Origin of the sequence: Salinimicrobium sp. WS361, assembly GCF_050750585.1 — a bacterium.
GTDB lineage: Bacteria > Bacteroidota > Bacteroidia > Flavobacteriales > Flavobacteriaceae > Salinimicrobium.
Window position 1 is genome coordinate 1 of sequence record NZ_JBOJLM010000021.1, and the last position, 23,105, is coordinate 23,105.

22 protein-coding genes are annotated in these 23,105 nt (G+C 41.9%); 7 read left to right on the top strand and 15 right to left on the bottom strand.

Features of this window, described 5'->3' with window-relative positions; genetic code table 11:
* Positions 1-15 precede the first annotated feature (15 nt).
* From ACQ93I_RS15490 to ACQ93I_RS15525, 8 genes are all read right to left on the bottom strand, one after another.
* Positions 16-2,319 carry a TonB-dependent receptor gene (locus ACQ93I_RS15490; RefSeq protein ID WP_431699309.1) on the bottom strand — a complete coding sequence of 768 codons (2,304 nt, stop codon included), beginning with the start codon at positions 2,317-2,319 and terminating at the stop codon, positions 16-18.
* A 46-nt stretch (positions 2,320-2,365) separates the two neighbouring features.
* Positions 2,366-2,683, bottom strand: a complete 318-nt coding sequence (locus ACQ93I_RS15495; protein WP_431699310.1) for a hypothetical protein — start codon at positions 2,681-2,683, stop codon at positions 2,366-2,368.
* 1 nt (position 2,684) lies between these two features.
* Complete coding sequence (locus ACQ93I_RS15500; RefSeq protein WP_431699311.1) at positions 2,685-3,002, bottom strand: DUF6787 family protein; 318 nt, start codon at positions 3,000-3,002, stop codon at positions 2,685-2,687.
* A 63-nt stretch (positions 3,003-3,065) separates the two neighbouring features.
* A complete protein-coding gene (locus ACQ93I_RS15505; protein WP_266068210.1) occupies positions 3,066-3,491 on the bottom strand; it encodes a DUF6146 family protein in 426 nt (141 codons plus the stop codon).
* A gap of 3 nt (positions 3,492-3,494) precedes the next feature.
* On the bottom strand, positions 3,495-4,106 hold the full coding sequence (locus tag ACQ93I_RS15510) for a DUF937 domain-containing protein (RefSeq protein ID WP_431699313.1): 612 nt from the start codon (positions 4,104-4,106) through the stop codon (positions 3,495-3,497).
* A gap of 117 nt (positions 4,107-4,223) precedes the next feature.
* Positions 4,224-5,174, bottom strand: a complete 951-nt coding sequence (locus tag ACQ93I_RS15515; RefSeq protein ID WP_431699314.1) for a D-2-hydroxyacid dehydrogenase — start codon at positions 5,172-5,174, stop codon at positions 4,224-4,226.
* A gap of 15 nt (positions 5,175-5,189) precedes the next feature.
* Positions 5,190-6,254 (bottom strand): 3-phosphoserine/phosphohydroxythreonine transaminase, encoded by a 1,065-nt coding sequence (gene serC, locus ACQ93I_RS15520; RefSeq protein ID WP_431699315.1) that lies wholly within the window; start codon positions 6,252-6,254, stop codon positions 5,190-5,192.
* 98 nt (positions 6,255-6,352) lie between these two features.
* Positions 6,353-7,432 carry an acyl-CoA reductase gene (locus tag ACQ93I_RS15525; protein WP_431699316.1) on the bottom strand — a complete coding sequence of 360 codons (1,080 nt, stop codon included), beginning with the start codon at positions 7,430-7,432 and terminating at the stop codon, positions 6,353-6,355.
* Between the two features lie 64 nt (positions 7,433-7,496).
* Here ACQ93I_RS15525 and ACQ93I_RS15530 point away from each other — a divergent pair, with 64 nt between their 5' ends.
* Positions 7,497-7,847 (top strand): 4Fe-4S dicluster domain-containing protein, encoded by a 351-nt coding sequence (locus ACQ93I_RS15530; RefSeq protein WP_266068215.1) that lies wholly within the window; start codon positions 7,497-7,499, stop codon positions 7,845-7,847.
* Between the two features lie 96 nt (positions 7,848-7,943).
* Here the strand turns inward: ACQ93I_RS15530 and ACQ93I_RS15535 are convergent, their stop codons facing one another.
* Positions 7,944-8,372, bottom strand: coding sequence for an FKBP-type peptidyl-prolyl cis-trans isomerase (locus tag ACQ93I_RS15535; protein WP_266068216.1), 429 nt, complete (start codon positions 8,370-8,372; stop codon positions 7,944-7,946).
* 289 nt (positions 8,373-8,661) lie between these two features.
* On the opposite strand from ACQ93I_RS15535, the gene ACQ93I_RS15540 reads away from it, so the two are divergent.
* The 3 genes from ACQ93I_RS15540 to ACQ93I_RS15550 all read left to right on the top strand — a co-directional run bounded on the left by ACQ93I_RS15540 (position 8,662) and on the right by ACQ93I_RS15550 (position 10,589).
* Positions 8,662-9,111, top strand: a complete 450-nt coding sequence (locus tag ACQ93I_RS15540; protein WP_431699317.1) for a 3D domain-containing protein — start codon at positions 8,662-8,664, stop codon at positions 9,109-9,111.
* Between the two features lie 11 nt (positions 9,112-9,122).
* Positions 9,123-9,890 carry a phosphatase PAP2 family protein gene (locus ACQ93I_RS15545; protein WP_431699318.1) on the top strand — a complete coding sequence of 256 codons (768 nt, stop codon included), beginning with the start codon at positions 9,123-9,125 and terminating at the stop codon, positions 9,888-9,890.
* A gap of 66 nt (positions 9,891-9,956) precedes the next feature.
* On the top strand, positions 9,957-10,589 hold the full coding sequence (locus tag ACQ93I_RS15550; RefSeq protein ID WP_431699319.1) for a CPBP family intramembrane glutamic endopeptidase: 633 nt from the start codon (positions 9,957-9,959) through the stop codon (positions 10,587-10,589).
* Between the two features lie 12 nt (positions 10,590-10,601).
* Here the strand turns inward: ACQ93I_RS15550 and ACQ93I_RS15555 are convergent, their stop codons facing one another.
* Positions 10,602-10,736: a hypothetical protein gene (locus ACQ93I_RS15555; protein WP_255702456.1), complete on the bottom strand. Its 135-nt coding sequence runs from the start codon at positions 10,734-10,736 to the stop codon at positions 10,602-10,604.
* Positions 10,737-10,859: 123 nt separating this feature from the next.
* Between ACQ93I_RS15555 and ACQ93I_RS15560 the strand changes: the two genes are divergently transcribed.
* Complete coding sequence (locus tag ACQ93I_RS15560) at positions 10,860-11,690, top strand: SMP-30/gluconolactonase/LRE family protein (RefSeq protein ID WP_431699320.1); 831 nt, start codon at positions 10,860-10,862, stop codon at positions 11,688-11,690.
* Here ACQ93I_RS15560 and ACQ93I_RS15565 read toward each other — a convergent pair whose 3' ends face one another.
* The gene (locus ACQ93I_RS15565; protein ID WP_266068221.1) at positions 11,691-12,338 is read right to left on the bottom strand and encodes a hypothetical protein; all 648 of its coding nucleotides are present in this window, start codon (positions 12,336-12,338) and stop codon (positions 11,691-11,693) included.
* A 98-nt stretch (positions 12,339-12,436) separates the two neighbouring features.
* Between ACQ93I_RS15565 and ACQ93I_RS15570 the strand changes: the two genes are divergently transcribed.
* Positions 12,437-13,765 carry an aspartate kinase gene (locus ACQ93I_RS15570; protein WP_431699321.1) on the top strand — a complete coding sequence of 443 codons (1,329 nt, stop codon included), beginning with the start codon at positions 12,437-12,439 and terminating at the stop codon, positions 13,763-13,765.
* 48 nt (positions 13,766-13,813) lie between these two features.
* Here ACQ93I_RS15570 and ACQ93I_RS15575 read toward each other — a convergent pair whose 3' ends face one another.
* Positions 13,814-15,058 (bottom strand): glycosyltransferase, encoded by a 1,245-nt coding sequence (locus ACQ93I_RS15575; RefSeq protein WP_431699323.1) that lies wholly within the window; start codon positions 15,056-15,058, stop codon positions 13,814-13,816.
* A 75-nt stretch (positions 15,059-15,133) separates the two neighbouring features.
* On the opposite strand from ACQ93I_RS15575, the gene ACQ93I_RS15580 reads away from it, so the two are divergent.
* The gene (locus ACQ93I_RS15580) at positions 15,134-15,646 is read left to right on the top strand and encodes a GreA/GreB family elongation factor (RefSeq protein ID WP_431699324.1); all 513 of its coding nucleotides are present in this window, start codon (positions 15,134-15,136) and stop codon (positions 15,644-15,646) included.
* A 104-nt stretch (positions 15,647-15,750) separates the two neighbouring features.
* Here ACQ93I_RS15580 and ACQ93I_RS15585 read toward each other — a convergent pair whose 3' ends face one another.
* From ACQ93I_RS15585 to ACQ93I_RS15595, 3 genes are read right to left on the bottom strand one after another with little or no spacing between them, the layout of a single operon-like run.
* Positions 15,751-18,321 (bottom strand): hypothetical protein, encoded by a 2,571-nt coding sequence (locus ACQ93I_RS15585; RefSeq protein ID WP_431699325.1) that lies wholly within the window; start codon positions 18,319-18,321, stop codon positions 15,751-15,753.
* 13 nt (positions 18,322-18,334) lie between these two features.
* Positions 18,335-18,838 carry a DUF4402 domain-containing protein gene (locus tag ACQ93I_RS15590; RefSeq protein ID WP_431699326.1) on the bottom strand — a complete coding sequence of 168 codons (504 nt, stop codon included), beginning with the start codon at positions 18,836-18,838 and terminating at the stop codon, positions 18,335-18,337.
* A gap of 3 nt (positions 18,839-18,841) precedes the next feature.
* The gene (locus ACQ93I_RS15595) at positions 18,842-23,095 is read right to left on the bottom strand and encodes a PA14 domain-containing protein (protein WP_431699327.1); all 4,254 of its coding nucleotides are present in this window, start codon (positions 23,093-23,095) and stop codon (positions 18,842-18,844) included.
* Positions 23,096-23,105: the final 10 nt, after the last annotated feature.

Sequence of the window (23,105 nt, forward strand, 5' to 3'; positions counted from 1 at the left end):
TTTTTTTGCTGGATTTTAAAATTGAAATCCTACTCCCAAAGATATATTTCTTCCCATGTTGGGTATACCATCAGGTTTTAATCTCGAAAGATGAGAGATGTAGGTTTTGTCCAGAAGGTTTGTTCCTGCCAGTTTCACCTGCAGCTCTACAGAATTTAAGGCTATAGAAGTCCCTATTCCCGCATTTAAAAGAGAATAACCAGCAGTTTCAGTCTCGAAAAGTCCGGTTCTGCTCTGATCAAAGACTGACTTTAAGCTAAGGCTTACATAAGCATCTTTAAATGTTTCTCCATCAGTAAGTTCTGCCCAAATTGTATTTTGAATAGATTGCGCCGGAATAAGAGGAAGATAATCCCCGTTATCCTGTTCTCCAATGACAAGCTCGTAATTACTTTCAAGGTGCAGCCAGTCGAGAGGGTGTGGATGAATATGCAATCCTACTTCTCCACCATAAAGTTTTGCATCGTGCTGCAGGTACTCAAAAACAGGATTTTCATCAATAAATTCTCCTGTGGGGTTTAAGAAAATGTAATTATTGATAGCATTGTAGAACCCGTTAGCCGAAACTTCAAAGTGCTGATTCCTGAATTCGAGCGCAAGATCTATCTGATAGTTCTGTTCGTTCTCCAAATCTGAATTTCCAATCTCGAACCTGTTGGTGCCGTGATGACTCCCATAAGAGGTGAGCTCGGCCAGGTTTGGAGCTCTGAATCCGGTGGCAAGGTTAAGCCTGGAGGTAAAATTAGAAGTGATATCCATCTTTACTCCCAAAGCACCATTATAACTGTTGAATTCCCTTTCTAAAGCCGGTACTTCAGTTTCGGTATCATGATTTTCATAAGCTTCAGAAGAAATTTTTCTGAAGTCGTACCGCAAGCCTGCCTGAAAATCTAATTTTTCAAGGTGGTAATGTGTGGTAGCGAGTACGCCGGCATCTGTGGTGCGGGCATCGGGGATCAGGATCTCCTCAGCCATGTTCTTGTTTGACTGGAACATCCCCTGCACCCCTACAATGGTCTCAAATTTTCCATGGGCCGGGAAATGATATTTTACATCATAATTAAGGGTTTCAAGGTGCATTTCGAGGGCTGGTTCTCCTTCTGCATGTCCTTCATGCTCTTCATGCTCTTCATGTTCCTCATGTTCCTCATGTTCCTCATGTTCATGATCTTCTTCATGCCCGTGCTCTTCATGGTGAGCATCTTCAAACTCTTTTCTGTTGTTAAAGAGGTAACCTATCTTCACATCCAGGCTTGACTCGTCAAAATAAAAAGAGTTGTCAAGGCTTAAAATATAGTTATCTATCTTCTGGTAAGGCAGCATTTTACTTTTTGAAGTGCTTTGAATTCCTATTTCTTCAGGAATTCCCGCAGTGCTGCTGTTGATGTTATAGCGAAGATCTCCTTTATAATTTTCATCCCGGTATCCTACACCACCTTTAAGATCGTATTCCGTAAAGCGGGTATTGGTGACTCTTCTGCCGTCTCCTGTTTCATAGTCGCTGTGCGTGGCAAGATTTCCACGAAGCAGGAATTTGAATTTTTCAGCCGATGTTTTCACACCTGCGTTAGCTTCAAAACCTTCGGTATTAGAATAATAAGCGGTTTCAGCATCAAATTCGGTTTCCCCCTGTGGGGCAAAACGTTCAGGATTCAAATACAAAACGCCGCCCAGGGCATCGCTTCCGTAGAGAAGGGAAGCAGGGCCTTTTATTACTTCTACGCTTTCAATACCCGAACTGCTCAAGCCCAGGCCATGTTCATCTCCAAACTGTTGGTTCTCCAGGCGTACTCCCTGCGCATAGACCAGCACCCGATTAGAGCTTAAACCGCGAATAACGGGCTTCCCTATAGAAGTACCTGTAGTAATGGTTTCAACGCCTGCAATCTCGCTTATGCCTTCGGTAAGACTGCTGGTTCCCGAACGTTCCAGACTTTCACGCGTTATCCGCTCTACTTTCATGACATTCTCGCTTTGCAGTTGATGAAAAGGAGTAGAGACAATGATTTCTTCCATCTCTATTGCAGTAGGAAAAAGCTTGATTTTAAGCTCCCCGGCACCCGGAAGTTCAAATTGGTAGGTTTGGGTACCATATCCCAGGGAAGAAATAACTAGAGAATAGTTGCCCGCTGTCAAATTATTTAATGTGAATTCTCCGGAAAGGCTGGTAATGGTACTTCGTTCTGGCTTTTGAAGCTGAATGGCAGCTCCTATTACAGGTTGCTCTGTATTTGCATCTATGACAATGCCTTTGGCTGAATATTGACTATAGCCGGTAGTGACTGCTAATAACAGCAGCCCAAAAATGATATTTTTCATGGGTATTTTAAATACGTTGTTAATTCAAAAAATGCTTCAGTAAATTTTACGCAAGGGCCGGGGGTGCTCTTAACGAGAAATGAAGTTTTTGAAACGTACTTAAATAGAGATACTCCTTCTTTAAGTGAAGGTTTTTTACTTGGGGTTCATACAATGACCACGCGACAGCAGGAGGGAAGGAGAAAGGATTTTGCTGAAAGTGAAATATATCACAATCTACAGTATCCTGATGTATATGAGATTCGGCGTAATGATTACAGGTATAATGCTGGTGGCCCGCAAAAATATGCGCTAGATCTACTGCCGAAGGGAAGAGGATCAACCCGGTAAACAGGACCAGTGATATTTTTTGCCACAGCTTCATGTTACTTCAGAATTCTGCCTAAGCCCATTCGGGAAAGCATATTTTTTTCAAATTGCCAGAAAAATCTGAATTGTCCAAAAAGCCAGCCATACAGTACCAGTAAAACCTGGTAAACCGGAAATATCATGAGAATGCGTAAGGCGTAATAACTAATTGCACCTATAAGATCTGCTGGAAAGCTCATGCGATTGAGCCCTATGAACTCCAAAACCGGTCGCGCTACGAACAGGGATGAGGAACCCGTAAGACCGAAAACGATGAAAATAATTAAAATTTGCCAGTTGGAAGAAATCCCCCAACGTTGCTTCAATTTGTTCATGCGGCAAATATAAAAAAGAATATTAATAAGTACGGCCCCGGGTGAGGTTTATACATATCTGGCTCACAATCTTGTAGGCACAGAAAACCGCTGATTGTATTTTTGGGAGAGGTAAACAAAGTAATTATACAGCTTGTAATTCACCTCGTAGCCGTAATTAATATCGGGGTCATAATTGATTTCCATCTCGTAAATATTCGGATTGTAAAGCTGAGGGCTGCGAACCCTACTGTTATAATCGGTAACCAGAAATTGGTTCTTGTTTTCGAGATAGCTAAGGGAGTGGTAACCTTCGGGCCGTGCCACAGAATTTAGAAAATAGGAATAGCCCGGATCAATTATAATGATCTCATATTCGAGACTATCATTGGCTATTCGCACTGTATCGTTTTGAACCCCGGCTTCTTCAGCGCCAAAGTTCCTGTTCTTCGTAGAAGAGCAGCTATAAATAACAAGTCCGGCAAAAAGTATGTACAGGAGGTTTTTCATGTCTTATCCTTTAAAGAAATCGCCCAATCCTTTGGACTTATCTTTACTACCAAAGATCTTGCCAGCAACGTCTTTAGCAATTTTTCCGCCTTTATCGGAATCCATAAAAGTCTCGAGCATAGATTGATCATGTGAGGAGTTAGTTCCCAGTACAGAACCCACAAGACTGGCCACGCCGCTACTGCTTTCAATATTGTCTTTCCTCTTTTGTTTCCCCAGGATACCCATGATCACAGGTGCAGCCATTTGCAGAAGTTTATTCACTTTAGCCGAATCCATTCCTATTGCTGAACCTACAGCCGAAGCTATTTTAGACTGGCTGCCGCCAAGTACATGACCCAGAATCCCCGATCCTTCTCCCAACAAACCTGAAAGTCCGCCACTGCCAATCTTATCGAGTACAGAGCCGTCATGTTTGTCTTTATTCAATTCTTTATTCAGGTTTTCTGCACCTTCCGAAGAACTTGTATTCTTTTTTAAGGCACCCATGATCATTGGTAGTGCCATACCAAGAGCCGATTTCACCTTATCTGGTGATTCATTTACTTCTTCACTGGATTTCTGAATAAATTCCTTTCCTTTTTCAGTGTCTAAAAAATCTAATATTGAAGCCATCTTTTTCTTTTTAATTTACGAAAAATAAGATGCGCTTCTAAACGGAAGCTGAGTTTTAACCAAAAAAAAATGCTTCCTTTAACAGAAGCATTTTAGATATTTATACTTAATAATCAGTTATTTGAGCATCTTTATGATCTCATCGGCCAGTTCATAGCCAATTCTTTCCTGGGCTTCTTTTGTAGCCGCACCAATATGAGGGCTAAGAGAAACGTTACCATTCATAAGTACTTTAATTGCCGGGCTCGGCTCCTGCTCAAAAGTATCGAGGCCAGCAAAAGCCAATTTTCCGCTTTCTAATGCTTCTATAAGTGCCACTTCATCTACTACGCCACCCCTGGATGCATTTATAATTCCGACACCATCTTTCATTTGTTCAAACTCTTCTCTTCCAAGAACAGGCTCCTTTTGGGCCGGTACATGAAGTGTTATAAAGTCTGAATCCTTTATAAGCTGGTCTACTGGCTCGGTCTTGATAGGAATTTTTATTTCCTGATGGTTATAAAATTCCAGGGTGATCTCTGCTTCCCCTTCGGTACTATCGCTGGCGATGACCTTCATCCCAATACCCAGAGCGATCTTTGCAACCTCTCTGCCTATTCGTCCAAAACCAATGATTCCAAGGGTCTTTCCGCGTAATTCGCGACCACCGGCATAGCTTTTCTTGAGTTCCTTAAAACGGGAATCTCCTTCGAGCGGCATATTCCGGTTGGAGTCGTATAAAAATCGCACTCCGCCGTAAAGGTGAGCAAACACCAACTCGGCTACAGAAGCCGAAGAAGCTGCAGGGGTATTAAACACATGCACTCCCTTGCTGCGGGCGTATTCAACATCAATGTTATCCATTCCCACGCCTGCACGGCCAATGATCTTCAAATTAGGGCAGGCATTGATGAGCTCCTTGCGCACCTTGGTGGCACTGCGAACTATGAGACCCGAGATTTCTTTTTCATTAAGGAAATTAGCCAGTTGCTCCTGGGCTACTTTGGTTGTTATAACTTCAAATCCGGCTTCTTCGAGTTGTTTTTTACCCCCCGAAGCAATACCGTCGTTTGCTAAAATTTTCATTTAAAAGATTTATTTTTAAGCTTTTCTTTCCAGTTCGCTCATCACGTCTACCAGCACCTGTACACTCTCAAGCGGAAGAGCATTGTACATTGAGGCGCGGTAACCTCCAACACTGCGATGCCCGTTAAGACCATTAATTCCTGCCTCTTTCCACATAGTGTCAAAAGTTTCCTTAAGGTCGTCGTTTACCAGGTTAAAAGTAGCGTTCATATTTGAACGGTCTGCCTTCTCTGCATACCCTTCAAAAAGGGGATTTATATCGATCTCTGAATAGAGAAGGTTTGCTTTCTTTTCATTTTGTTCTTCAACTCCGGCAATACCTCCATTGTTCTTAAGCCATCTTAAGGTGAGCATAGAAACATACACCGCATAAACTGCAGGAGTATTGAACATACTGGCTTTATTGAGGTGTACGCGATAATCCATCATAGAAGGGACTGACCTGTCTACCTTACCAAGAATATCTTCTTTTATCACCACAAGGGTAGTACCTGCAGGCCCCATATTTTTTTGTGCCCCTGCATAAATGAGGTCAAATTTAGAAAAGTCCATTTGCCGTGAGAAAATATCACTGCTCATGTCACACACAATAGGCTTCGGAGTATTCGGAAATTCCTTTATCTGCGTACCGTAGATCGTGTTGTTGCTGGTGCAGTGAAAATAATCTACATCTGAAGGTATAAAATAACCCTTTGGGATATATTTAAAATCTCTGTCGGCCGATGATGCCACTTCGGCAACCTCTCCAAAGAATTTAGCTTCTTTAATGGCTTTTGTACTCCAGGTACCCGTATTGAGATAAGCTGCTTTTGTTTTCAGCAGGTTATATGGAGTCATAAGAAACTGCAGACTTGCACCGCCCTGGAGAAAAAGGGCTTTGTATCCTTTGCCTTCCAGCCCCAGCAATTCTAAGGCCAGGTTGCGAGCTTCTTCCATTACATCAACGAAGTCTTTACTTCGATGTGAGATCTCGAGAATGGATAAGCCTGAGTTATTAAAATTTAATATTGCCTGTGATGCCTCCTCAAAAACTTCCTGTGGAAGAATGCAGGGTCCGGCACTATAATTATGTTTTTTCATACTTGTGTTTTAACAGTTACAAATATGAGAAAATCAAAAGCAATTTCCTGTTATTGAAATGATAATTTAGGACAACTTACAGCCGAAGATCGGGCTTTTTAGACTTCTTCGGTTAAAAAGTGGAGGGTGTCAACATTATCTGCATAATCCCAAAGTTGTGGATGCTGGGTATTGCCAAAACTTACTTCATTTTCAACAACTTCTCTTCCAACTACACATTGTATTTCTTCTTTGCGACTATCAAGTTCTTTTCTTACAGCTTCAAAGTCTTCATAAGTTTCATAGAACAGTGTGGCGATAGGGGAGTTCAGGGACTCGTCTTCTTTAAGAATAAGAAACCCGTTCTCCAGTAACTTGAACTGGCTCATTAAATATACTGCCTTGTTATAATCATAGTTGTTGGCATATTTCGCCTGATTTATAATAGGGTTCCAGCTGTATACAGCCTCAAAAAAGGCATTAAAGTCATAGTTTTTTGGAACATATAATTTGGAAACGTTTCTGCAGCCCAAACCGTAATACCTGAAAATATCTTCAGCCAGGGCCGAAAGTTCTTCGGAAGTTTCATTCCCGGTAAGCACAGCTACCGAATTGCGGTTCTTCCTGATGATGGAAGGCTTTCCGGCGAAATAATATTCAAAATAACGTGCGGTATTATTACTTCCTGTGGCAATAATTGCATCGAAATTTGTCATTTTTGACGCCCCATCAGCAGAATCGGGGAGAAGTTCAATCTTTTCCTGCCATTCAGGAGCAATTGTTTTGAGATAATCGGCTATTATGGGCAAAAGCAACTTATCGTTAGAAGATTGTTTCACCAGCACCTTGTGGCCGCTCACCAGCACCGAAATAAAATCATGAAATCCCACGAGTGGGATGTTCCCGGCCATAATTATTCCCACAGTTTTTGGCTCCACCTTAGAAAAATCATAACGGGAGAGCCATTTTTGAAGGTTATTTGAAGTGAGTGCCTCGCTCCATTGCTCTAAGCTAAAAAGCACATTTTCAAGGGTGAACCAGCCGTTGTGATGCACGGCTCCTTCTATCTTTTCCTTCAGCAGTTCAAAATAAGGATCATTATTTGGCACATTTGCATCCTTCTCAATTCCCTGTCTTTTAAACTGGTTTAAAAAACGTCCCAGGCTTTCCAACTTTTCTCTACGTTGCTCGATTGTCATCTCCTTATTTGTTTAAGAACGGATTTGGCTTTAAATTTGTGCAAATTTAGAACAAAAATAAGCTATGGCAATTATTATAACCGACGAATGCATTAACTGTGGCGCTTGTGAACCTGAATGCCCAAACACGGCTATTTATGAGGGTGCAGATGACTGGAGATATGCAGACGGAACAGATCTTAACGGAGACGTTGTTTTACCCAGTGGTAAGGCAGCAAACGCCAATGAAGCAAATGAACCGCTTAGCGATGAGATATATTATATAGTACCCGATAAATGTACCGAGTGTGTTGGTTTTCACGATGAACCCCAATGTGCGGCTGTGTGCCCGGTAGATTGTTGTGTACCCGATCCTGCTAATGAAGAATCACAGGAGCACCTTATGGCAAAGCAAAAATTTATGCACCACGATTAATTTTTAAACAATCGAGAAAGAGTCTGGAAGAAAGACTTGGTAAAAACAAAAAAGCCCGCAATATGCAGGCTTTTTTTATTTCTAATAGAAAGGTGATTATTTGATCTCTACTACTTCAAGATCAAAGATAAGATCTTTCCCTGCCAGTGGATGGTTTCCATCTACAACAATAGAATTCTCTTTTACTTCTTTCACCACAAGATTCATTTCACGGCCATCAGGGCTTTTAGAAACAAGTCCCATTCCGGGTTCCGGCTTAATTTCGTCAGGTAACTGGCTTTTGTCAACTTCCTGAATCAATTCCTCTCTTGGAGCACCATAAGCTTCTTCAGAAGGAATTTCAATTGTTTTCTTTTCACTCACTTTCATGTCGAGCAAACCATTCTCAAACCCGGGAATTAACTGTCCCTGTCCCATGGTAAATTCGATTGGTTCTCTTTCCAAAGAACTGTCGAAAACCTGGCCATCGGTAAGTTTTCCGGTGTAGTGTACTCTTACAGTGTCATTTGCTTTAACCTGACTCATAATAAATGTTTATTTTTTCAATTAAATATTCGGGAAATGGAAATTAAACAGAAAATAAAAAGGAAGGACCTTTACAGTGCTGAGGAATAACTCATTTCAAAAAAACAAAGATACCATTAATAAGATGGACGACCAAAGAAAGACCCTTTTAGTCCTTTTCTTCTGAAAAAAATGTGCAGCAGCTGAAAATAATCAGCAAAAAAATGAGTTTAGATACTTAATTTTAAAATCTCTCTTAAAAGAGGGTTAAGACTGAAGCCTTGAATTGTTTAATGCCTTATTTTTTATTATGTTGGTAACTATGTTCTCTGTAAAGCTTATTTTAAAGTTTCTGTTGCTGCCTGTAACGATGATGGTTGCGCTGGGAAGCTGTGAGGAAACTGAAGATGAAAAGCTCAATTTTGATGACTGGCAGAAAATTACAGTGACAGCCTCTGCCTATAATTCGTCAAAGCACCAGGGAGAAGGCAATCCTTTGATCACTGCCTGGGGCGATACTTTGAACCCTGAAGTGCAATCTATCGCCGTGTCACGAGATCTTATGAAAAAAGGGCTCGATTATCAGACTCCGGTAAAAATCGAAGGTTTTGACGGAGTATTTATAGTGAACGATAAAATGCACCCAAGATGGAGAAATAAAATCGACATCTATATGGGAGCCAATAAAGAAAAGGCCCTTAAGTGGGGTAGAAGAAAAGTAGAAATCGCTTTTCCCGCCAAAGATGAGCCGGGAGGATAAAAACAACTCTAATGGTACAGGTAACAAAAAAGTACATCAATGAATTTGTTGAATTTTTTAAAAAACGTGTTACCAGGAGTAATCCGGATTTTCCATTTTACCTCTTAATTTTTATTGCCTTTCTTGTCTTCGTTCTTGGTACAAACCTCTTTGTTGAACTGACCGAAGAAGTGCAGGGTGAAACTATAGATCACTTTGACAGCCGGGTTACAGATTATGTGACCTCCTTTAGGACTCCCGCTTTAAATCAATTTTTTCAATTCGTGACCGACCTTGGTGATGTATATGCTTATATAGTCGCCACTACCATTGCCGCTATTTTCTTCTTTTTTAAACTCCGGAACAAGAAATTCATATTTCAGCTTTTAGGGGTGCTTATATTATCAGCCCTGGCCAATATTGCTTTAAAGGAAGCTTTTGACCGTGCCCGCCCCACTATAGAGCACATGGTAGTAGTAGAGACTCTTAGCTATCCTAGCGGCCATGCCATGAGTGCAATGGCCTTTTACGGTTTCCTTACGTACCTGGTTTTTCAAATTAAAATGAGCAGGATACTTCGGGTATTCCTGGCCGTATTATTCATCTCCCTTGTCCTCCTTATTGGTCTAAGCAGAATCTATCTTGGAGTTCATTTCCCTTCTGATGTTATTGGAGGTTTTGTTGCCGGACTTATATGGGTGGCATTTTGTGTTATTCTTTTCAATATTATAGACCTTTTACGTCAAAAAAAGATGCGTAGAAATAAAGCTGAAGAAGAGGAAAATCTCGAAACCGGGTGATTAATTTCTGATTGATTAGGATTATAAATTTCACCTCAGTTTTTCTCTCTTTCATCCCATCTCTAAATGAGCCCAAAGATCATATACAATTCTACGCCCTACATGGTGGCAGAATTTATTGTTTTTTACGTCTTTTTCCCCTTCCTGGCTACCGCCTTTCTCGACGGTTGGTACAAGATCATTCCCCTGGTGCTCATCGCGCTACTTTTCCTATTTCTACTACTCAAAGATCCCACTTTTGACAGGAAGGTACTTACTACATTTAACAGGAAGTATTTAGGTAAGAGTTTTGGCAGGATGATCATTATCACCATACTTCTGGTGTGGTTTACTTTCTGGATCTTTCCAGATTTATTTTTAGTATATCCTGTAGAGAATTTCCAGAGCTATGTGATCACCTTCTTTTTATATCCCCTGGCATCAGTTTTTCCGCAGGAGATCATTTATCGGGTGTATTTTTTTCACAGGTACCATGAAGTAGTACCCGAAAAATACCTTTTAATGCTTAGTAATGCCATTGTATTTGGCCTGGCACATTTTATCTACGCCAACTGGGTAGCGCCCATCGCTACTTTTTTAGCCGGCTGGATCTTTATCTACAATTACTACCAAACACGAAGCCTGCTTAACGTGAGTCTGGAACATTATTTATATGGGCTTATCATGTTCACCATTGGGTTTGGTTACTTTTTTCAGTAGAAAAAAAAGGGCTTAGATCCCAAGGTTTGAAAGGAGCCACCATAAGATAATAAACACTATTATAGTTCCAAAACATCCACATCCGGTCTTTCCTCCCAGCTTTTTTGCTCCCCATCCGGCCAACAGGGCTCTAATGATCTTTCTCATAGCAATTCATATTTTAATTAAAAGTAGTAGGAAACTTACTTTGCAACGGCATGTTTAAGAAATTTTTAGTGACCTATAGTTTAAATGTATAAAAACAAAAATCACTATCTTGAAAAGAAAAAGATGAGACATTTCTTATTATTGATCCTTCTTTTCGGAATCACCGCGACAGCACAGGAACAGAACAAAACTCCCGAAATTAAACTAACAGGATTTAGCCATCCCGAATCAATAATCTTTGATGAAGGAACGGCGTATTTTTATGTTTCGAACATGGCCGACAAAGCAGAAGGTGACGGATTTATTTCAAGGATCTCCAGGAAATGGCAAGAACAGGAGCACAATTGGATCACAGGACTAAATGACCCTAAAGGACTTCTTATTTACGGCGACCGACTCTATGTAACCGACGTAACCACCATTGTTGAAATGGATCTGCATACAGGAGAGATCATAAGACGGATCCCTGTGGAAGGCGCAAAATCGCTGAATGATCTTGCAATAGATGAAGATGGAAATATCTTCTTTTCAGATCTTGCCGGGAACAGCATATATAAGATGAATCAAGCCGGGGAGGTAGAGCAGTGGCTTAACAGTCCCGACCTGGAGAGACCTAACGGACTATTTGTAACACCAGATAATATCCTGGTTGCTGCCTGGGGTGAAAACCAGAATGGTAATATTTTGAAAGTAGATCGTGGCACGAAAGAGATCAGTAAAATAACTGGAAACGGAATTGGTAATATGGATGGAATACAGTCCGCAGCTACCGGGAAATATTATATCTCAGATTGGGCAACGGGCAACATCTATAGTATAGATATGCAAGGAAATCTCACGAAAGAGTTTACTTCAGAAAAAAGCTCGGGAGATATTTTATATCTCGAAAATGACAAAAAAATGTATCTCCCAATGAACCATCAGAATGAAGTGTGGATCTACAACATGAAATGATCAGGAGGTTTTTATCTCGTTCATCAGCAAAAATGCCTGATTTACATATTCCTTCTCAAGGAAAATAGTGAAATAGTTAGATGTAGAAATAATTTCATAGACAGGAATTCCTTCATAAGCCAGAAGCTTAAAAATGTAAAAATAAAGTCCTACGGTCTTCGTGTTCTTTTCGGGCAGGGCAATGGTGATAGAAGAGAGTTCTTCAGAGATACTCACCAGCTGTTCTTCTTTAAAGATCTTCTCAATCACGGGCTGCAGGCTCGTAGACACCAAGAAATTACTTTCCTGAAAGTTACTTGAGTAGTTCAAAAATATCCCGGTTTGATCTTTAATAGCGTGTAGCAACTCAGCTTTTCGGGCAATAATGTTTTGAGAGTTCAGGTAGGTGTATTCCGTGATCCCCGAACGCACAATCATGTCGCCCAGCTCCCTGAAATTTTTGGTAGTAAACTTGCTCCTTTTGGGGTGGTACCGCCGTAGTGCCATAATTATAGAACCTTGCTTCACCGGTTTTCTCATTTCTTTTTCTACCTGTGGCTGCAAATCGGCAGCCAGAGAACTGAAATTAATGATGTTACGGGCAAGGGCATCATCCAAAAAAGGCTGATGCTTTATGATGTCATGGACACAGGTACTTATGGTTTTCATTGTTAAATAATATACAATTTGTACAAAGGTATGAAAAAGAAGTCATTTTTTTTAATCTGGCTTTTCCATCTAGTAATTATGCAGTCTGAAGTTAAGATATGAAAGTTTTAAAATTTGGAGGGACTTCTGTCGGCTCTGCGGAAAGCATTCGCAATGTAAAAAATATTATTCAGGGTCAAAAAGGCCGGAAGATTATTGTGGTCTCAGCCATGTCTGGGGTCACCAATATGCTGGTAGAATTATGTGAAACCAGGAAGAACGGTAAGCCTGAACAGGCTGAAGCCATCCTGCTGGAACTTAAACTGAAGCACCTGCAGCTTATTGAAGAGCTTATCGTTTCTCATGAAGCAAAACGCATGGCCGAAAATCAATTCCTCGAGTTGTATGAACAACTCGAAGAGGCGCTTCAGCAAAACCCTTTTTCAGATGCTGTTATCGTCACATTTGGGGAAACATTTTTGAGCCTTATTTTCTCGCATTACCTTGAAGAAGAGAGCGTGTTTAATACCCTCCTGGATGCCAAGAACTTCATGCATATCTCAAATGTGGAGAATCCAGAGATTGCCACTGTTCAAAAACTTATAAGGCAGAGCCTGCAAAGGGAAGTTACCAATGAAATTTATGTAACCCAGGGTTTCGTTAGAATTGATCGCAACAGGAACATAAGTACCCTAAACCGGGGAGGAAGTGATTATACGGCGACCATAATTGGAGCTGCTGTAAATGCTACCGAAGTACAGATCTGGACCGATATTGACGGATTTCACAATAATGATCCGCGTTACGTGTCCGAAACTTCGGCACTCACGAACCTTACTTTTGAAGAAGCTGCCGAGCTGGCCTATTTTGGCGCAAAGATCCTTCATCCACAAACGGTTTCTCCGGTAAAGGAAAAAGGCATTCCCATTTACCTGAAGAATACCTTTACCCCCGAAGCACCAGGAACCTGTATTTCAGATAAATATCACACTTTAGGACTTAAAGCTATTTCGGCAAAAGACGGTATCACAGCCATCAAGATCAAGTCTAATCGTATGCTTATGGCTCATGGTTTTCTTAGAAAGATCTTTGATGTCTTTGACAAGCATGAGACGTCTATAGACATGATCACGACTTCAGAAATCGCAATTTCCCTTACCATAGATAATCCCATAAACCTGGAAAAGATCCTTTCTGAACTCGACGAATACGGCGAGATCACCGTAGATTCAAATCACAGCATTATTTGTGTTGTGGGAGAAGGTGTGATCAATGACCATGAGACCTTCAGGCTGTTTGAAATCCTTAATGATCTTCCCGTGAGGATGATCTCCTACGGCGGTAGCAGCAACAACATTTCGCTGCTTGTAGATACTCAGAACAAAGTCAAGGCGTTGCAGCTTTTACACCAGAAACTTTTTGAAGAAAAGACATTAAAAGTAACCTAGTCGCTCAATTCGAGTTGTTAGTTTATTTGTTTGGAAGGAGTCGCCCGTTTACGGGCGATTCCTATTTTTGGCCTCTATATATTTTGAAAGATATTTTGTGCTATTCAAAGAATGATGCTGTAACATGAGTCCGGTGAAATTCGAATTTCTATGCTGCTGAAGTCTGCCGTTTAGCTCCTGAAGCCTTTCTTTAAACCTGCTGCGATGTTCTTCTTCTGAAAATTTTTCATTTAAGATCCTGAACCCTTTTTCCTGTGCTTCTTGCCAAATCATCTCGTTTTCATGAAGATTTACAGCCGCATTGGCAAATTCTGAAGGATCATCGCTTATAAAGCCATTCCAGGGAAGATCTCCGGCCATGCTTTCTGCTCCAACAGAGGTTGTGACCGTGGGCGTTCCCACCTGCATAGCATCTGTAAATTTCCCTTTTATACCCGCCCCAAACCTGATAGGCGCCAGGAGAACCCGTGCTTTCTCAATTTCTGTCTTTGCTGAAGTTGCCCGCCCATGTACAATAAAACCTTCTTTCTCGTTATGGAATTCCAGGATTTGCTGCGGAATATAGGCCCCAAAAATGTGGAGTTTTGCTTCCTTTAATTTATTTCTGATCAGTGGCCATATTTCAGTTTTTAAACGAACTACAGCATCCCGGTTGGGTTCGTGAAGAAAATTCCCGATGCTCACAAAGTCCTGCCGCTCCTGAAAATGATGAAGATCCGCTTTCTTTTCTTCGGAAATCTGTTTCAGCATAAATGGCAAATACAGCAATAGCTGCTGTGGCACTCCAAAAGTATGTTGAAGTAGATCCATCTCTGCTTCTGAAATGATAAGGCTTAGATCACATCTATAGATACTGGCAATTTCCCTTTTTGCCACATCAGTAAATAATGCTGAAGGAGAGAGGTCTTTTCCGGTTTTTGTGGCTTCCTGCCTCGCCTTGCGCAAAAAGTGCAGATCTTCGGTATCGAGGATCCTTATGGCTTCAGGACATACTTCAGCCACCCTCCAGCCAAATTGTTCTTCCATCATAAACCTGTCAAAAATGACAATTTCAGGAGATATTTTTGAAACAAATGCGTCGAAGCTCTTGTTGTTGAGCTCAATTTTTTCCGAAGCAATTCCGAAGGAAGAAAGATCGGCCATAAAATCGGTTTTTGCAGCCGTGGTAGCAAAGGTTACAGCATAACCTTCAGCAAGAAAAAATTCCAGCAACTGCATCATTCTGGCGCCCGCAGCCGAGGATTTTGGTTCGGGCCAAACGTAGCCAATGACTAAAAGGTGTTTTTGTGACATGCTCCAAAATTAACAGGTTTTAATAGACTTTTTGAATTGTGCCGTTAATTTGTGACCTTTAAGAAAAACAGAACAATGAGCCGCGGATTTGTAAAAGAAGAAGACCAGGAAGAAGCACCGTTTATACCCCCAAGAGCATCTTTGCCTGCGGGAGTGACCAATTACGTGACGCCACAGGGCCACAAACAGCTCCTGCAAGAGCGGGAATCCCTCGAAAATGAGAGAAAAGGACTTAATATTAGCAGCGATAAAGAGCGACGCCACGCCAAAGCAGTGATTGACGGAAAATTAAACCTGCTAAACGAGCGGCTTGCTTCTGCAAGAATCCTGGAACCACAGGATCAACCTGAAAATGAGGTGAGATTTGGTGCTACGGTCACTTTTAAGCCGCTAACTGGCCCGCTACATGGAAAAGAGCAGGTTTTTACTGTTGTGGGAGTAGATGAGGCAGATATTAAGCAGCGAAAAATAGCATTTTTGGCACCTCTTGCACGGGCACTGACCGGAAAAAAAGTGGGCGAGAAGGCGCAGGTGCAAATGGGTGGTGCGATGCAGGAACTTGAGATCATCAACATCACTTACTCGTAAACTAATTTCTCTTCTGAAAGGCTTATCCAAAACTTTGGTGAAAATTACCTTCCTAAAATGCCATTTTTGACACCCTAAGATTTCCAGCTTTCTGTAAGAATTAATTATTCGGCAGGAGAGAGGATGAATTCCAGCGTATCTTCAATATCGCCGTATTCATCAATTTCGATTTCAAAGTCAATTTTGTCGGGAGCCGCTTTATAGTTGAGGGTTTCGAGCTGTTGTGCATCAATTTCAGCAGTATATTTTCCGGGAGCAAGCCCCAGGTAGCTGAAATATCCGTCACCCTCACTTAATAATTCCGCAGCTTTATTTCCGTTTGAATCGATGATGTTTATAAGGATACGGCCCTGTCCGCGAAGGGAATTGCCGTTTTTGAAGTAGACCATACCACCAACTTCACCCATGACCTGTACCGGCACATAGATCTCTTTGAAGTGGTTGGGCTGCGTCTTCACCAGGATCTTGGGATTTGGGATCTTCCAGGCGATATTGTCGAGACTAAGAGGATCTAGTTCAATCATAAGGTCGATATAAGGCTGCAGCTCGGTAATTCGCAATACCGTTTCATCGTCGTTATAACTCACCCTGCCACTGCGGTTTTTAAGTCCAAGCCCTGCAACTCCCGGTTCCATAGGATCTTTTATCCCGTTTTGGTTGAAGTCCAGGAAGGGAATGATGCTGACTGCTGCACGAGACATTGCGGTACGGTTGCTGGCCGCGATATAGCCGGTATTGTCATCGAGCATGAGGCTACCCCTGGCCGATTGTACGAAAGAAGAATTTCTGTTCCCTATGCGTGAGGTGGCCGAAGTCTGAGCAAAATTAAATGCATAGCGCAAACCTACTTCAAAGATATGGGCATCTCTCAAAAAATTGTTTTCGTATGCAAGGTTAAGAAAGCCTTGTTTGAACATAGGTCGTTCCAGTTCGACAATCAGGTTATTGAACCTGTCCCTGCTAAAGTCATACTGAAGTTGAGGAGACAACAGGAACTTATAGGGTATGCGATAGGTTTGTGATAAAGAGCTGTAGATGGTTGGCTCTTTCATCCTGTCGTTATACAGACCATAAGATGTAAAGTTGGTACTCACGCCAAAAACCGCTCCCGATAACAGGAGCTGTGCAGTGGTGAACTCGGTGGTGGGCATTATGATCTGGTTCACACTAAAACGGCTAAACAAAGAAAAATGTTTTGTGCGAATAGGCGTAGAGAAGCTGAGTTTTCTTTCTTCCAGGTAATTGAAATTTACTGCGGTTTGATCTTCGTCGTAATTAATATAATTCAAATCTACCTGGAAGTTGCGCGGAGACTGATAGCTCAATAAAGCCTCTCCTTTAACGCCATACATATATTCACCAGAGAACAGCAGGCCTGAAGCAATTCTTGCTGAAGAGTTGACAAATGGCATTACTTCGCCACTTTCTACTTCCGAAAGATATTCTACCCCGCCGCCAATGGTTATGGCATTGTTTAAACCATAATTGAGATTAAGGCGGCTAAAGCGGTTCCAGTCGTCACTTTCTACAACCCCGGCGCTAAGGGTGTATTCCAGCTCATTTTTAGGCACAAAATTGTAAGGGATGTTAATCACCCGGTCTTCGGTCCTTTCTTCTCCCCATGGGCCATAAAACCGTAGATTCACAGCGGTATTACCATACATGAGCGGCACTTCAAAACTGTAAAACCCCGAAGCATCTGCCTCTGTAAATGATACGAGCACATTGTTAACATAAAGTTCAACCGTCCATCGCGGTTCAGTATAATCGCTGAGGAAATAAGTACCAAAGGACCTGCGGTTTTGGAGCGGACTATTAGTGAATTGCACCCCCGAAACCGGTGCAAAAAGGGAAGAAGTGGCCCGGCTAAAGATCCTCCCGGCGGTGACCTGGGACAGGTACTTGTTATCGGTATTTACATAGCGCCACTGGTAAAACTGGTTACGTGAGGAAAACGGCAGCCTGCTGGAATAATTGAGCATAAGATTGGTTTCCCCACCAAGAAACATGGTACCCAGCCCCAACGTAAGGCGATTGTCATTCTCGAAGTTGGTTTGCTGAGTAGTCACCACTCCCCAGTCTAAAGTACCGGGTTTAAAGAAGGGATAGCGGGCAGGTATAAGTGTATCTGGAACTACCACGCCCTTTACCCGGTCAAGATTTTCCCTCATCTTTTGAAGGCGCATTTCCTTCATCACCGGGAGCTCCTTATCAGTTTCAAGTTTTAGAGAAAGGCTTCGGAAGGAGAATTGGGTATCGAGGCCAAAAATGCTTCCGAAGAAAGCTGATTTAAGATACCTTACGGAAGGAGTGATCAAAACGTCATTTTTGGAGAGGCTGAAGCTTTCTCCTTTATATGTGATTTGTGGCTGCTCCCAGTTAATAGTATAGGTAGAATCGGGGTGAATGATGAATCCGCTTAGAATATTTCCATCGATTTCGTGCTTTATGTTTAGAATATCAAACAGCGTGGTAACCGGCAAAAATGCATCTTCCCCTTTTATCGCGATAGGAATTTCATAGGTGCCCAACCTGGGAATGTTCATTTCTACCGAAAGTTCGTCGTAATCGGGATAATCTTCTTGGGCGAATGCAGTGCCAAGGCCCAGGAATAACATGAGGGTTAGCCACAACTTCAGAACTTCAGAAAGAGAAAGACGAAAAGGAGAAAGCATTGTGGTTGGCTTGCTATTCGTGAATGAAGGTTAGGGTAAAAGTACCGTTGTAATTTCCTGCCGGGCCGGCCTCCCCACTGGGGATATTCAATTTTCCGCCTACAATAACTTCATGAGGATTACTGGTGGTAACAAAAGTTTGGCCTGTGCTAATATCAAAAAAAGGATCAATATTTAAGGTGACGTTGCTGCCTGCGGGTCCCGAAAGTAATATTTCACTTACAGGCTGAATTTGCAGAAGTGTTCCCGGATTGGCATAGACGTCAAAAATGGCATAATGAGGGCTGTTTCCCAGGTTAAGTAAATACACATCGGTATCGGCCGAACGATCGCCGTTTGGAGTGAGGATGACGTTGCCACCGGCATCTCCCACAATAAAAGCCCCAAAGTTAAGTCCCTGGGCATTTCTCACCTCTACACTCACGGGAATAGGCGGATGCTCCTGGGCAACTGCTTTGTGAAAGGGGATAATTAGCAGGCTGAAGCTAATGAATAAGAAGAAGCTTTTTCCCGTCATTTTCTACTCTTTAAAGATTACTTTTTTGGTTTGGCTTTCTTGTTCTGTTTCGAGCGTCACCAGGTAAATTCCGGCTGCCATGCCACTAAAGGTAAGTACATCTTTGCCCGAGCCTCTCTTGGCTTGAAGCACCTGGCCTGCCATGCTGCTAAGAATCACTTTTCCTTCAGCATTGTTAGGCAAATTCAGGTGTACCAATACCTGCTCATTTTTGGTGTATACGGTAAAATCTTCCATCGCAAGTTCCATTTGTGCAGGCGATAATTTTTCCGAAGAAAACATTAGTATAAACCTGTCGTTAATTTCTCCTTTTTGAGAGGTAAAAGTATAGCTGCGATCTTTATCAAGGTCTTTTAGGACATTCTTCTGGATATCTTTCAGATAAATATAAACAGAAGGAAAAAGATTGGTAGTTTCAGCAAGAGAAAGGCGCATTTCACCCGATCTTTCTGCTGAAATTCCCAACGGAATTTCCATAGTTTCAATAGAAGTTCCCGAAACTGCATTAATAGACAGTTTTTCCTGAAGTGCGGTTAAGCTGTAAACACTGGGAACATTAACGGCAGTATTCAGCAGTTTTTGGGCATCCATTTCCTTTTCAAATCCTGGGGTTGCGCCATTCTTAAAATAGATCACCGTGGCATCTGCCATTTCCTCTCCTTTAAAACCAGCCATTAATTTGATTTGAGGTACTTCAGCTTTATTTTTTGCCCTGTAATAGTTCGGTTCTGATTGATTGCCTACTCTATAAGCATTTTTGAACTGCAAGCTTGCTGTTGCGGGATAAACGCCATTGGCAGGATCACTCACCCTCACAAAAAAGCCCTGCATTGAAGGAATGACACTAGACGAACGCCCATCTGTAGAGATACCATCTATGTATGAAGTGTAAGTGCCGGTATACCTGTCGTCACTTCCAGCGGTAAAAAAGTGAATTGCATTGTCTATGCCGTTGAGACGGCCCACAATCAAATTCCAGTCAATAGGAGAAGGGTAGGGGTTGCCGACTAAATTAAAGCCATTGGTGTAGGTCCCATCGTTGTTTTCAAGGTCTACAGTTACAGCTCCATTATTAACCGTTCCCGAAAGTTGCAGGGTCAAAGATACTGCATTTCCCTTCGGATTAATTGCATAGCCAAATCCTGGATTGATCACGGTAGTAGCATCCAGATATTTCTCCCAGCCTGTAAGATCATTGCCCGAACCGTCTTGTCTATTTTCCAGGTATTGATAAAGATGTGGAAATCCGGTTGTGGCATCCTGAAGTTCGAAATTTGCAGCCAAATCTTCTACAGAAGAATTTTGAAAAGGACTGCTGAAGTATTTATAGCCAAAAGCGTTGGCGAGGTAACGCTGCATAGTGACACTGCCTGAAACAGAACCTGTACCACTTCCATCAATATATGCCGTTCCTGCTTCGTTAGAAACCAGCAGCAAGGCGTTACCAGTATTAAAATTACCCTGCTCTACCTTCAAAGAATTTAGGATCCTGATGTTTGCATTGGAGGTCACACCCGCGGGATTTTTAATATTTAGATTGAGAACATTGTCATTTTGAAAAGCTCCTGAAGAAATCTGCTGAGCAGTAGTGCCTTCAAACGAGACGCTGCCATTCTCTACGTTAAAATCACCGGAATTTACCAGGTCTCCGGCCATTCTTATCCAGTTACCATTGACAAGTACAGAAGCCCCAGACTCAATAGTAAGGTTTCGGGCAAGTGCATTCTGCCCGGTATTTACCTTAGGGTAATTTTGGAGTCCGTTGGGAATAAGGACGTCTGTCTTCAAAGTTGGTAGCGTATTACAGCTCCAGTTGGCTTTGTTGTTCCAGTTAGTATCTTCGGCACCGGTCCACACATTTTCTTGTGACACGCTTATGGTAATGGAGTGAACCTCATTATTGGTACATCCATTGGCATCGGTGATACTGGTTATTTTTACCGTAGTGTTTACAGTAGGAGAAAAGGGATAGGAAAGCGAAGGAGAGGACGAAGAGACTGAAAAAGCTGCTCCATTAATAGTTCCTCTTACCATCCACGGCGCTGTTCCTGAAAGTATTCCACTTAAGTTTACTGTTTGTCCTAAACAAATGGTAGTGTCTCCACTGGTAGGAGTTAAATTGGGACGCGGGTTAACATTCACCTCTACAACATTTGAGGTACTTGCCCCACAAACCCCAGAATTTACAACTCTTCTAAACCAGGTAGTTTTAGTAAGATTTCCTGGATTGTAATCTAAAGTGTTGTTAGTACCGGTAGCCGGGGAAAAACCACTTTCGGGTCCTGTTGTACTACTTTCCCATAAATAGGAATAAGTGCCACTTCCTCCTGCAGGTTGCGAACCATGTATTTGAGAAGCAGTACTGGCTGAACAAATATTACGTGTTTCTCCTGAATAATTAATGCTATTATTAGATATACTTAAAGGTTGTGGATTAATAACAACATTTGCTGTAGCAGAAGACACACATCCACTTGAATTTGTAACGGTATAGTTATAGTTACCGGGTACGAGTCCGGTTATTGTTTTATCAGTTCCCGATCCAGAAATTCCTCCCGGATTGATGGTCCATGATCCTGAAGGTAAACCGCTTAAGCTTACACTACCAGTTGCTGTTGTACAGGTGGGTTGGGTTACAGGGCCTACTACGGGTGCAGAGGGAGTTGCTGGTTGTGAGTTAATTACAACAGGTTCAGAAGAAAAGGAGGTGCATTTGCCGGTCTCAGAAAATAATTGAGATTGTGGAACGATTTGTTCTCTCTGGTTTCTACTGGTGGACCAGTAAAGTTCAGCTACTGCACCACCACCATTTTCATAGTACTCCAGAACAATGTCATATTTTACACCAGCAGTAAGACTTATAGTACCTTCATTAAAAGTGGCTGAATGGTCAGTCCAGTTATTAATAATTCGTATTCCATTTATCCATAACCTAATGCCGTCGTCACTTCTTGTTTTAAATGTGTAATTCTCGCTGTATAAAGGTTGAATTTTGCCCGACCACCTTACCGAAAAATTATCGCTATTGATAGGAGAACCAGGATTTCCACTTCCCCAGTCAAAGTTAACAGTAGCATCTGTACGTGTTAGAGAAGGAGTACCTGAGAGATACCTATTGTTAAAATATTCTGCTTTTAAACCAGTTGTAGTATTTGGAACATCAACAGTGTAAGTATAATTTCCGGGGGTAAGACCGGTAATGGTTTTAGTAGTTCCTGATCCTGTAATTCCTCCCGGATTAATCGTCCAGTTTCCTGAAGGCAAACCGCTTAGGGTTACGCTACCTGTGGCTGTTGAACATGTAGGCTGAATCACAGAGGACACTATTGGTGGAGGAGGGTTAGGAGGTGTATCAATTGTCACATTTGCTGAAGCAGGAGAAGTACAACCAGTTTCATTGGTCACTGTAAATGTATGCGTGCCGGCACTAAGTCCGGTAAAAGTTGTGTTTGTACCTGTTCCGGTCTTTGTTATTCCGCCCGGTGATTCTGCTATTGTCCAGTTTCCTGAGGGTAAGCCTTTTAATACAGCACTCCCTGTAGGTATTATACATGTAGGCTGTGAGATATTTTCAATAATTGGTGCAGCAGGTACTGTAGGTGGCGGATTAATAACCACATTAGCCGAAGCAGAAGAGGTACACCCATTGGCATTCATAACATTAAAGGTATGGGTGCCGGAAGTAAGTCCTGTGAAAGTTGTGCTGGTACCTGTCCCTGTCTTTGTTAGCCCCCCTGGAGATTCAGTTATTGTCCAGCTTCCTGTCACCGGTAAGCCATTCAATATAACACTTCCTGTTGATGTTGAGCATGTTGGTTGTGAAATGCTGCCAATGGCAGGAGATATAGGCCCGGCATAAATAGTGAAAGGATCAGAAGCTACTGAAGGTACGTCAGGATTTGTAGATCGAACACCTATTGTATAACCAGATCCAGGCGGAAATGCAGCAGGAGGAGTGATTTTCGCATTTAAAGTAATAGTCCATTCTCCAAAAAAACTTGTGCTTTTATCCGATTTAAACAGAGTATCATAAACAATCTTTCCTGACTTTTGTAACTCTATGTGATAATTAGTATTTGAATCAAAATTTCCAAAAATAACAGCTTTTGTAGCATCGAAAGTCACTTCTAATTGATCACTACACACAGGTGAACCTGTTACAATAGGCTTACTAATACTCTGCCCCTGCACCAAATAACTTCCCAGCATGAACAGGCATAAGAACAGAATGCGAACAGGGGGAGCCGATGTATTCATTATAGCAGAG